This window comes from Sphingobacterium cellulitidis, from assembly GCF_043187465.1.
GTDB classification, from domain to species: Bacteria; Bacteroidota; Bacteroidia; order Sphingobacteriales; family Sphingobacteriaceae; genus Sphingobacterium; species Sphingobacterium cellulitidis.
Genome location: NZ_CP171136.1, coordinates 1,598,647 through 1,610,496 on the forward strand (window position 1 = coordinate 1,598,647; position 11,850 = coordinate 1,610,496).

An 11,850-nucleotide genomic window follows, 5' to 3' on the forward strand; every position below is an offset into this window, starting at 1 on the left:
TCAAATAAGATAATAGGAATGGGAAAAAGAAGATTTGAGAATAAAACCGCCATTGTTACGGGGGCAGGAAAAGGGATAGGTTTTGAGATGGCCAAGAGTTTATTGGAAGAAGGTGCGAAGGTGATTTTGAATGATGTGGACGAGGCATTGTGTGAGGAGTCGGCAAGAAAATTATCGGAGTTTGGGAACTGTTTAGCCTTTCCTGGCGATGTAGCAACAGCAGAGTTTAATCAGGAACTTGTTGATTTTGCCGTTTCTAAAACTGGGGGATTAGATGTGGTAATGGCTAATGCAGGGATTACCTTGTTTGGTAGTTTCTTGGATTATCAGGCGGAGGATCTTTATAAGGTTCTCCAAGTGAATATTGGAGGTACTTTCTTTTTGGCGCAGGCGGCAGGTAAGTATTTTATTGCGAATAAGAGAAGAGGATCGATATTATTTACGTCCTCGGTAACCGGGCATCAAGCACATAAAGATTTAGCAGCTTATGGGATGACCAAAGCAGCGATAGAATTATTGGCGAAGCATTTGGTTTTGGAGCTTTCACCATACGGAATCAATGTAAATGCTATTGCTCCAGGGGCGACGCTGACAGAGCGGACTTTGGAAGATCCGGAATATAAGCGGATTTGGGCTAATTTAACCCCTATAGGTTCAGCAGCATATCCGATTGATATTGCTCAGACGGCATTGTTTTTAGTGAGTGAAGATGCGAAACATATCACTGGTCAAACCTTAGTGGTAGATGGGGGCTGGACTTCAGTGAGTCCCTCGCCATTTGAATAGTTAACTCAGTTTAGGATTTTAATTAAAGCATATAAGAAATTTGATTATGGAAAATCGAAAATTAAGGATGGGTATGATTGGAGGTGGACAAGGTTCTTTTATTGGGGCTGTTCATCGTTCAGGGGCATTGTTGGATGGTAAGATAGAGTTAGTTTGTGGAGCCTTCAGTTCAAGGCCAGATGTTGCAGAGCAATCCGGAAAAGATTTGGCCATTCCTTCGGATCGGGTTTATACTTCATTTCAGGAAATGATTGAGAAGGAAAAAGAACTTCCGGAGGATGTCAGGATGGATTTTGTGTCTATTGTTACGCCGAATCATATGCATTTTGAGCCAGCAGTTCTAGCCTTGAGAAATGGTTTTCATGTGGTTATTGATAAGCCAATAACCTTTACTTTGGATGAGGCGAAGGAGTTGGCTAAGGTTGTAGAGGAAACAGGTTTGATGTTATGTTTGACCCATACCTATGTTGGATATCCCATGGTTAAGCAGGCGAAGGATTTGGTTGATAAAGGAGCAATCGGGCCTATCCGGAAGATCTATGTGGAATATCCTCAAGGTTGGTTGAGTAAAGGGATAGAGAATTCCGGCAGTGTGCAAGCGGCTTGGCGTACAGATCCAAAGAGAAGTGGTAAAAGTGGTTGTATGGGGGATATTGGGACACATGCTGCCCATTTAGCAGAGCATATTTCAGGACTAAAGATTACCCATCTCTGTGCGAATTTAAATATTTACGGCACGGATCGAGTGATTGATGATGATGGAGATATTTTATTAAAGTTTGAGGCGGGTGCTACGGGTGTATTGAGTGCATCTCAAGTAGCGACTGGGGAGGAGAATGCCTTAAAAATCCGAATTTACGGCGAGAAGGCAGGCTTAGAATGGCGCCAAGAGGAACCCAATACCTTATTAGTTAAATGGGTTGATCAACCTATTCAAATTTATAGGACTGGAGGAAATCAGGTTTATCAGATGTCGCCCGGTACAGGAGCATTTACGCGGACACCTACCGGTCATCCAGAGGGTTATATTGAGGCCTTTGCCAATATTTATCAATCCTTTGCCGTTCGGTTATTGCAACGATTGACAGGAGTGGAGGAAGAGATTAATTTTCCGGAATATCCGAATATAGAGGAGGGGATTCGAGGGATGTTATTTATTGATCGGGTTTTGGAGTCCAATGAATCCGAGCAAAAATGGACAAGATTTTAATTGATAAGACTCATCGAAAGATGAGTTTTTTTATTAGAAGTTCTGCAAAATCACTAAAATTTTAATCAAAATGAATGTCCTGAAATAACTAAATTTTTCATTCAAATTTAGTTGATTAATTAATACGTCTATGAATCATTTTTTTATTAAATTTTTAATCAAGTTTGATAATAAAAATTCTATAAGTTTTTAATAATCAATATGTTGTAATTACTAATAATGCGTATTTACATTGAATTGCTTGATTAGTTTCCTTATCTTTATCTATAAAACTAATCGATTATGCTAAGCAGAAAAGAATGTCAATTGGCCCTTAAAAGGTGGCAAACTGCCAAGGGTGATATTGATGAAGTACTTAGGCTAGTCCCTTCACACTATGTATTTACAATTTCGGGGAAATCTATAGAATGGTTGAATAAAAACAATGACAATGATCGGTTTCATGCCTATATAGGCGTTCATAATAATCAATCGGTCATGATGTTATTTCCATTGGATTCCTCAGGTGGAGAATTGCGATTGCCAGAATATGCGGTTTCTTATTTGGAGCCTTTGAGCTCGGAGTTGAGGTTTGTGGAACAGGAGGTTAAGACAGTAAGGAAAACTGCCGTATTATCTACGGATTTACAAATAAGTTCGAGAGAAATCACTGAGACTCGGCCATTATATCAACATGATATTGAGTGTCAGGATACGATTTTAGAGCAGATTGAAGATTGGCGGAATGATTCGGCGGACTGGTTTTTCAAGCAAATCAGTGATAGTGGAGGGGTTTCCATTTTCAATGTATTTAATATTCCGATTGAAGATATTTCAGAGGGATGCACCGAGATTACAGGATTGTTTGCATTCAAATATTCAAAGGTTTACGGTCAAATATTGCCTACTATTATTTTTGTTCATCATGCTAGTAAGGTTTTAGAGAACCAAAAGTTGCATTCGGTCCAGACGAATTTATATAACTGGTCCCAACCTTGTCCGCCATTTTGCAGGCCTAAGGGTGGTTTTACATTACTTGAAGATTAATTATGTTCTTTCTGTACTTGACAATTGGTCTCTCCAATGTCATGTTGTTGTTAGCGAGTCTTTGGAATTTGAAGTATCATTTTGATTTTTCAATTCCATCTAGAAATCTTAGATATTTTCTATTATTTCTTTTGGGAATAGAAGTGATTTCCAAATTATTGATTTATGTTTTTCATGCTGAGAAAATGGAGTTTTTGTTCAGCATATTTGTTGCAGGCGAACTATTATTTTTAATAAATTTTACCAATAGCATAGTATCTAAGAAAAACAGAATTTCGGTGTTTTACATTGGTTTACTGTTGTTTTCAATAGGGTCGGCGCTTATCCATACTTTTTTTCAAGAGGTTTCTTGGGTGATTTGGATAAAGCCGATATCCAACATTATTATAGTTTTTGAATTAGGTAGGTGTTTATTATTTGCATTAAAGTCAGGTTTTAAGGGAACAAATCCCGGATTGTTCAATGTTTTATTTGCCCTGTTGTTTTATTATTTTGTGTCAACGATTTTATTTTTGGTACTACACCAATTGAGCACAATAGGAATAGAAAAAGCTGCTTTTTTGTGGTCCATAAATAACCTACTGTCCATAAGTTTATATGCCGTATGTCTTTATTATTTTTATTCTTTTCGAAAATCTACCTGGAAATTTATGAGCTAATCATACTATTGATTTTAGCTTTATTCATTGTTCTATTTGTTATCGTATTATATAACCAATATTATAAAAAGATTCAGGAGGAGAATGATTTAAGGCATCAACAAGAGCTTCAATTTCAGACAGAGGTGAGGACGCTTGCCATCAAGACCCAAGAGGAAGAGCGAAAGCGAATTGCGCGCACCCTTCATGATGAAATAGGTAATAAATTACAGGTTTTAAAGCTTAATTTGATTTCGGAACGAGAACGAATAGATTCCGTTCAATTTGCAGGGTTAAATGAGAAGGTTGAGTTATTGATTGATTCAGCTCGAGAGATTTCCCATCGGATGTACCCAGTGAATTTGGAGTATTTTGGGCTGAAGCTAACCTTGGAAGAAATGCGGGAAAATCTTGTTGGCTATGATTTAGAGTTAATTCTGCTAAGACCCTATCAAGAGCGACCTATAGAATTTGAGGTTCAGATATATAGGATTATTTTAGAATTTGTGAGCAATACCATCAAGCATGCCAAAGCGGATAAAATCAGTATTCAAATACGGGAGGGATTGAATTCACTATGCATTTTATTGAAGGATAATGGAGTAGGATTTTCATTAGAAAAAGGAAATGGGATGGGGGTTTCCAATATGAGCAATCGAGTGGATTTGCTGCATGGACATTCTAAATTGAGTTCATTTCCCAACAAAGGGACTAGGTTAATCATGGTATTTCCAAAATCAAATTAATTTATGAGTATGATGAAAATTGGGTTAATGGATGATGAATTGCTCTTTACGGAGGGATTAAGTCTATTAATTGAGCGGATTCCAGATTGTCAGGTGGTCTATAAGAATAATAATCCAGCGACCTTGATTCAGGATTTCAGGGCTCTGAAGGAGGAGGAATTGCCGGATATTTTGCTGTTGGATATACAGATGGAGCCTATTTCGGGTTTGGTTTTAGTAGAACAATTGCTGCCAAATTTTCCCAATATAAAAATATTGATTTTGTCTTCTCATTATAAGTCCAATATGATTGGCCATATGTTGAAGCTTGGGGTTTCTGGATTTTTGCCGAAGGTTGTTGATTTAGAAGTGTTAAAACTTGCCTTAAAAACAGTTTATCAAACTGGGGTTTATGTTTCGGCGGCGGATTATCAATTATTACATCAATATTTAAATAATCCGAATAAGAAAGTATCCTTTGATTTAAAGGATCAATTGACGGATCGAGAGGTGGAGGTCATCCGCTTAATATGTCAGGAATTTACGAATCAGGAGATTGCTGATCAATTATTTTTAAGCAAAAGGACTGTTGAAAGTCACCGGCAACGAGTATTGGATAAATTAGGTTTAAAGAATACGATAGGTTTGGTTATATATGCCTTGGCGAATGAAATTTTTGTACCCAAGAAGTAAGGATTCCGTATAAATACGGAATCGGTACATACCGTGTTGTTGCTCTATTATAAGCGAATTTGGAGCATTAATTTTGATATATCAAGTTCAAAGAGGACTTGAGTGGTTATGTTGAATTAATGCTTCTACTATTATGCTTATTGAAATGGAAAGAGTAATTAAAAAAGTAAATGGACAAGGAAAGGATCTCAATCCTTACGACTCACATATGACGACATATATCAATACAATTGTTGCTTACAGTTATTTATACAATGATTATTTAGAGGAGTTAAAATCCGATCGTACAGAAAGAAGGCTTCGAGCCGATCAATTTTGGCTGGAAAATGTTAGTAAATTGGAAAGGAATATAAAAACTGCATTCAAAAAGCTAGTGAATAATCGCAGTCAATTTGTTGGTCAAGCCGTTCAAATTTTTGATAGAACCATCCGCGATAAACATCGCATTAACATCTACGGCTTAGCCGAGGGTAAATAAAATTTTTGCCAAACCAATTAAACTCAGGTTCTGAGCAGCAAGAATTGAAACCTGAGTTATTTTAGATTAAGTAATATTCAAAAGGTTCTTTACCGATAGGTTAGGAATCTTTTTTTATTTTACATGATTGAATATTATTTTTTGGTTAAATTAGATGTGATATAAATAACTAACCAAATGAATAATAAACCAATCCAATTATTAAAGAGAATATTCCTTTGTATTTTCACTATGTCATTTATTTTCATGGGTAATGTTATGGCCCAAGAGGCCCAGAATAGTGCTGCTATTGATTCCTTGAATAAAGAATTGGCATCGGATCCGCAATGTATTTCCTGTTTATTAAAAAGAGGGTCCGAATATATGGTTATAGGGAGTTTTGACCAAGCAGTTTCTGATTTTACGCAGATGATATCGCTATCTGATACCTCCTCAGTGGGGTATTACAAAAGGGCTGAAGCAAAGATATTTACTCAAGATTTTGAAAATGCCTATGCAGATGCTGAGAAGTCCATTCAGTTAAATCCCAATAACAGTTCGCCTTATCTTACCATTGCTGTAATCGAGGTGATGATGCAGGAGTTTGAGAAAGGGATGGTTTCCATCAATAAGGTTATTTCCTTGGAGCCTGAGAGCGAACGTGCTTATCTATTACGTGCCTATTTATTTAGTGAATCAAAAAACTATAAGGCGGCAATTCAAGATTTTGATAAAGCCATAAAATTAAATCCGAAAAACAGTGAATCCTATGGCAATAGAGCCGCGATGTATTATTATGATAAGGATTATGATCATGCATTGATAGATATCAATCAGGCCATTGAATTGAATTCCTTGGATCCTGAACTCTACCAGAAGCGAGGTGAACTGAATAAAAAATTAAATAAAAACACAGAAGCAGAAGCAGATTTTGCAAAAGCCAAAGCATTGAAAGGATCAAATGTGAATTAATTTGAGGATAATCTATTAGTTGATGATTTTTGCATCGGGATCTTTATGGATTTTTGCTAAGTTATCCTTCCATTTCTTTAGTTCTTCAGGAGTGAGCCTGGTCCAATCTTTGACTTCTGCAATAATTTTTAGGGGCTGTTTGCTACGGTAAGACTGTGTAGGATTCCCTGGAAATTTCTTATCAGTAACATTGGGGTCATCCTCAATTTCTCCAGTTGGTTCTACTAGATATACCCTTGGCTCGGCATCACCCGGAGCGAGTTCTGCTGCTAAGCCTGCACCGTTAGGCAGGGCTGTGAAATAAATATGGTTCATAATTACATTTGGATGGTAGTTTGAATTTCTTCCAGCAGTTAATAAGTCTCCAATTTTTAAATCGGCTTTAGTTCCATGGTAAAATTTAGGGTGTTTTCCCTTGAAATCCTTTGCATACATAGTTAGTAGGGTTATAGAGTTTATCATTTAGGTCACTAAGCATGATAAACGATTTATTTTGGGAAATATTATCAAAGTTAATTTCGGAAAAGTTTAATTTCGGGAAAGCAGAAATGGCAAAAAACCATTGAAAATATTGGGTTTTTGAGATGCAAACCAAAAGGTAGCTGAGCCTCCATTTGACATTCCACCCAAATATATTTTAGAATGCTCAAGGTGATACTTCATTTTAACTTCATTTACAATATTCAAGATGTTTTCAAAAGCTTCTTTTTGATTTACCTATCCAAAATCTTCAGTTAAAGGAGAACCTATTTTTTCAGTTGCTGATTCTTTAAATCTATTGATCATCTATCCTTTTGGGAAGACAGCTTTAAAATCAAGACAGGAAAAATTGAAGAAAAAGGGTACTATTATTAAGAATTTTGAGCATAATCAATCTGATCGACTTAATAATCTAAAGAAACGGAATGAACAGTTAGCTGAAGCCAGAGAGTAGCTGTTAATTGATCCAAATTATAGGGAGCAAATTTTTGCTCAACGTTTTGAAAAGGCATTGGAGGAGGTAGTAAAAGAAGTGCAACGTAAAGCTAGAATAAGGGGAGCTGACAAAGGACTAGTTATCGATGAGGCTATTCGGAAATACATGAAGGAGGTTGACCATAAAAGGATTGTTTGGGAATTTTAGACACCTATTCTGGAGGGAAAAGAGAGAAAATTGAGAATACTTTAGCTGAGATGGGAAGAAATAGAAAAACAGGAAGATAAGGGAGTTGTATTATGTATTTTACAATATAAGCATCATTAAAAGTATGAAAGGTAAAATCGCAGATTAGACAAAAATAAAAAAGACTATGCGAGAAATAGTTGGAGCATTGCTGTAAATGAATTTTTATTTCAAAAAAAAGCTCAATTATAAAAATACAACTGAACTCCAGAAATTAATTTCAAGTATTTTTCTGAGGATTATTAGAGTTTTTCTTATTATCGTAATATTGTACAGATATAGTAAATAACAACGAAAGAAAAAGCCCTATTAATATCCAATTTTCTTCTTTTTCTGAGTAATTGCCATATAGGTACATATACAGATTCATAACCAAAAACAATCCTGTAATTACTATTGAAATTATTTTTAATAGTTTCATTTTTAACTTAAAGCGTTATATATTCCATAAACTAAACATCCTCCTGTTACAGCTAACATAGCTCCCCCACAACAGGGTTATGAGCGAATAATCCTGCTGCATCGCCAAGTCTAACTGCTGCGACACTCGAATACGCGAAAATTAACAATAATAAAGCAACATAGTTGTTCGGAATTGGAAGACCTTTCTTTTTTAACATAAAATATCTGTAACAGAAAATGATTAGCCCTACATTTTAATTGAGTTTTTAATTAAACTTAATTAAAATGGTTAATAATAAATTGATAAATAATTACACCCAAGTTTACGGTTTTTTTTTAAAGAAAATACAAAATTTTTTACAATATTGAAAATGGTATAAGAATTAGGTAATTTGTTTAAAATAAAAATATATTTGTAAACACGTGTGTACATAAACACGTATTTACAAATTATTATGTCAAAAATAATAACAATAGCAACAGAAATTTCAAAAAAAATATAGTTCGCATATTTGAATCATTTTAAATATTAATCGAAATATCTTGATTAAGTTACACCTGAATTTGAGGTAATCGTATTTATTAAGTTACGATACATTTTTTAGCCTAAAAATATCAGTATCTTTAATTTAACTTTTGGATTTGGTAATTCAAAGAGTTGTGAAATCCAGATACAATTTATTGTTTCTAAACCTAAAATTACAATATGTCTCAATGTTTTAAAATGCTGAATTTTCGCATTATTATTCTCATGCTATTTTTGATCATGGGAAATCATTTTGTTTTTGCAAAGGCAAAGACTACCTATTTCCAGTTGTTAGTATATCATTTTCAAACCAGTGAACAGGAGCAACTGTTAGACCAGTATTTGGAGAAGGCCTACTTACCTGCACTTCATAAATTAGGATTTAAGCAAGTAGGAGTATTTAAGCCTATCAAAAACTCAGAGAATGCAGATAAGATAATTTATGTGTTGAGTTCATCTCCTAAATTGGAGGATTTTGCAAATCTAGATGTTGGTCTTTTGAAGGATCCAGCATATTTAAGTGCGGGAGAATTTTACTTGGATTTGGCGCATAATAGAGCTCCATTTAGTCGCATAGAAACGATTTTGATGAAAGCATTTGAAGGAATGCCCCATATGCAGCTTCCAAAGTTGAAATCAGCAAAGAAGGAGCGGATTTATGAATTGCGGAGTTATGAAGGTCCAACGGAGAAATTGGCAGCCAATAAGGTGTCGATGTTTAACAACGGTGAAATAGAGATCTTTAAAAATCTGAATTTCAATGCAGTATTTTATGGTCAGGTGATTGCAGGCAGTACAATGCCGAACTTATTGTATCTGACCAGCTTTGAGAATATGGCCGACCGAGATGAACATTGGAAAGCATTTGGCCCCTTATACAAACCGATGAGTGAGATGCCAAAATATCAAAACAATGTTTCTAAAAATGTGACCATTTTATGTACTCCCACAGATTATTCTAATTACTAGAAGTAAATCTTAAAAAGGTACAGCCTTCTTGCATTACAAGAAGGCTGTACCTTTTTTAATCCAAATCGGAGTGAAAGTATTATGCTTTTGTAAATTCAGGGATTTTTTGAGTGCTGATTGCAATTCGATTCCAACCATTGATAGTAACCACTGCCATGATAATTTTTGCGATATAATGGTCATCGAATATTTCTTTAGCTTTTTGATAAGTATCTTCAGAAAGACCATTTTTCGTGATTAGGGTTATTTCTTCAGTCATTGCTAGGATAACTTGTTCTTCTTCAGTAAAAATATCGGCTTCTTTCCAAGCATTTAGCAAGTATATTCTCTCTGGACGTTCCCCATCTTTAACAGCATCCGATGTGTGCATATTTATGCAAAAAGCACAACCGTTGATCTGGGATGCTCTGATTAAAATTAAGTGATGATGAGTTTTTGAAAGGCCACAATTGCTAAGATATTGTTCAAGTCCTAGCATAGCTTTATATGCATTGGGTTCAAGTTCCTGGATATTGATTCTCTTATTCATTTGATATTTTATTTACTGGTTTATTACATCAAAAGTAAGGGGAATATTGAGTAATGGAGGCAAGAAGATTTCTGATATGACTTATCTATGATTAAAATTTGTTTTAACAGATGTCGTTTTCTATTTTTAATATTGGATTTATTTCTAGGTCTTTACATTTAGTCCAATAAATCACCTCAATTAAAAATCTAATTATGATAAACAGGAGACCGATTCATCGAATAGGGTATTTTACCCTTCTACTCTTTATTACCCTGTCCTGTGCTAAGGATAAATTTGTACCCAAGTTATCTGCAGAGAATGAGCTGACCAGTTTTGTGATCAAGACTGAAAATCAGAGTAATTTAAAGAATGATATAGTCACCGAGATTATTGGCGATACTATTTTTGCACGCACCTTGGTAGGTACAGACGTGAGTTCCTTGATTCCAGAATTTGAGTATAAAGGTGTTAAGGTATTAGTAAACAATATTGAGCAGAAGAGCGGTATTGACAAGCAGAATTTTTCGGACTTAGTAAAATATACGGTTGCTGCTGAGAATGGTGATGGAAAAACCTATGTTGTCAAATTTATTGATACGGGATTGCCAGCGATTTACCTTTCAACCAATGGGAAGCCTATAGTGAGCAAGGAGGATTATATCGTTGGGGATATCAGGATCACATCAGATTTTGGCAGGAATGTAGTTTATCAAGGTATTACAGAGGTTAAAGGGCGGGGGAATTCCACTTGGGGGATGCCTAAGAAGCCATACCGGATAAAACTGGATAAAAAAGCAGGATTATTGGGGATGCCTGAGGATAAGAGTTGGGCCTTGATGGCAAACTATGGCGATCAATCCCTTCTAAGAAATGATGTTGCCTTTGAGGTTAGTAGAAGGTTGGAATTAGGTTATACTCCAAGACAACAATATGTTGAGTTTTTTCTGAATGGGGAATATATGGGGAACTATACCCTAACGGAGCATATCAAAGAAGGGAAGGATAGAGTAGCGATAGATGAAGATAATGGGGGATTTATCCTTGAAGAGGACGGTTATGCTTATTCAGAACCTGTTCATTTTGTAACCCCTAAAAATATGCCTATTACGGTGAAGTTTCCTGATGAGGATGATATTACGCCAGAACAATTCGATTATATCAAGAACTATGTGACCTCCTTTGAGAATAGCTTATATAAAGTTGAAGGAGCAGCAGCAGACTACAACCAATTCTTTGACCTTCCAAGTTTTGTGAATTATTACCTGACGAATGAAATTTGTGGTAATTCAGATATGCTTTGGAGTATGCGGATGTACAAGAAGAGTAATGCGGATCCAAAGATATATGTTGGACCTGTTTGGGATTTTGATCTTGCGTTCAACAGTGACAAAAGGTTAGGGGATTCGCAGGAGGTCTTGATGTTAACGAAGGCACATGAGCCCCGCGCATGGATGAATAAGCTGATGAGTGATCCGGCTTTCAAGAAACTCGTTCGGACTCGTTGGAATGCCGTGAAAGGAAGTCTAAAATCTATGCCTGAATATATAGATCAACGCGCTAAAAAAATCAATTATAGTCAAAAGTTTAACTTTATCCGCTGGGAGGTAATTGGGGTTAATATTAATCAAAGTTGGTATGTTGGAACAAGCCATCAGGATTATGTAGATTTTATCAGGAATTTTATGTCAGCGAGAATTAATTGGTTGGATGGGGTTATCAATGGTCCACAATTCAATTAATATAAAAGCCTCAATTTAATTGAGGCTTTTGTAT

At 35.5% G+C, this 11,850-nt stretch carries 12 protein-coding genes and 1 pseudogene; 9 read left to right on the forward strand and 4 right to left on the reverse strand.

The features are described from left to right. Positions 1-18 precede the first annotated feature (18 nt). From ACF3OC_RS06905 to ACF3OC_RS06935, 7 genes are all read left to right on the forward strand, one after another. A complete protein-coding gene (locus ACF3OC_RS06905; protein WP_094280528.1) occupies positions 19-786 on the forward strand; it encodes an SDR family NAD(P)-dependent oxidoreductase in 768 nt (255 codons plus the stop codon). A gap of 46 nt (positions 787-832) precedes the next feature. Then, entirely contained in the window at positions 833-1,996 is a 1,164-nt protein-coding gene (locus ACF3OC_RS06910; RefSeq protein WP_094280529.1) for a Gfo/Idh/MocA family protein, read from the forward strand. Positions 1,997-2,278: 282 nt separating this feature from the next. Further along, entirely contained in the window at positions 2,279-3,022 is a 744-nt protein-coding gene (locus tag ACF3OC_RS06915; protein ID WP_094280530.1) for a hypothetical protein, read from the forward strand. A 604-nt stretch (positions 3,023-3,626) separates the two neighbouring features. After that, a complete protein-coding gene (locus ACF3OC_RS06920; protein ID WP_094280532.1) occupies positions 3,627-4,406 on the forward strand; it encodes a sensor histidine kinase in 780 nt (259 codons plus the stop codon). Between the two features lie 3 nt (positions 4,407-4,409). Further along, entirely contained in the window at positions 4,410-5,078 is a 669-nt protein-coding gene (locus tag ACF3OC_RS06925) for a response regulator transcription factor (protein ID WP_094280533.1), read from the forward strand. A 145-nt stretch (positions 5,079-5,223) separates the two neighbouring features. After that, positions 5,224-5,556 (forward strand): hypothetical protein, encoded by a 333-nt coding sequence (locus ACF3OC_RS06930; protein ID WP_144043689.1) that lies wholly within the window; start codon positions 5,224-5,226, stop codon positions 5,554-5,556. A gap of 177 nt (positions 5,557-5,733) precedes the next feature. Next, positions 5,734-6,507: a tetratricopeptide repeat protein gene (locus ACF3OC_RS06935; protein ID WP_094280535.1), complete on the forward strand. Its 774-nt coding sequence runs from the start codon at positions 5,734-5,736 to the stop codon at positions 6,505-6,507. A 15-nt stretch (positions 6,508-6,522) separates the two neighbouring features. Here ACF3OC_RS06935 and arr read toward each other — a convergent pair whose 3' ends face one another. The 3 genes and pseudogenes from arr to ACF3OC_RS06950 form a co-directional block, all read right to left on the reverse strand. Next, positions 6,523-6,942 (reverse strand): NAD(+)--rifampin ADP-ribosyltransferase, encoded by a 420-nt coding sequence (gene arr, locus ACF3OC_RS06940; RefSeq protein WP_094280536.1) that lies wholly within the window; start codon positions 6,940-6,942, stop codon positions 6,523-6,525. A 93-nt stretch (positions 6,943-7,035) separates the two neighbouring features. Beyond that, positions 7,036-7,203, reverse strand: a pseudogene (locus ACF3OC_RS06945) (hypothetical protein); the annotation flags it as partial. Positions 7,204-8,142: 939 nt separating this feature from the next. After that, positions 8,143-8,289, reverse strand: coding sequence for a hypothetical protein (locus tag ACF3OC_RS06950; RefSeq protein WP_179221449.1), 147 nt, complete (start codon positions 8,287-8,289; stop codon positions 8,143-8,145). A 548-nt stretch (positions 8,290-8,837) separates the two neighbouring features. On the opposite strand from ACF3OC_RS06950, the gene ACF3OC_RS06955 reads away from it, so the two are divergent. Beyond that, positions 8,838-9,566, forward strand: coding sequence for an NIPSNAP family protein (locus ACF3OC_RS06955; protein ID WP_256962638.1), 729 nt, complete (start codon positions 8,838-8,840; stop codon positions 9,564-9,566). A gap of 79 nt (positions 9,567-9,645) precedes the next feature. Here ACF3OC_RS06955 and ACF3OC_RS06960 read toward each other — a convergent pair whose 3' ends face one another. After that, positions 9,646-10,095, reverse strand: coding sequence for a carboxymuconolactone decarboxylase family protein (locus ACF3OC_RS06960; protein WP_094282423.1), 450 nt, complete (start codon positions 10,093-10,095; stop codon positions 9,646-9,648). Between the two features lie 194 nt (positions 10,096-10,289). Between ACF3OC_RS06960 and ACF3OC_RS06965 the strand changes: the two genes are divergently transcribed. Further along, the gene (locus ACF3OC_RS06965; protein WP_392471189.1) at positions 10,290-11,816 is read left to right on the forward strand and encodes a CotH kinase family protein; all 1,527 of its coding nucleotides are present in this window, start codon (positions 10,290-10,292) and stop codon (positions 11,814-11,816) included. The last annotated feature ends 34 nt before the right edge of the window (positions 11,817-11,850 follow it).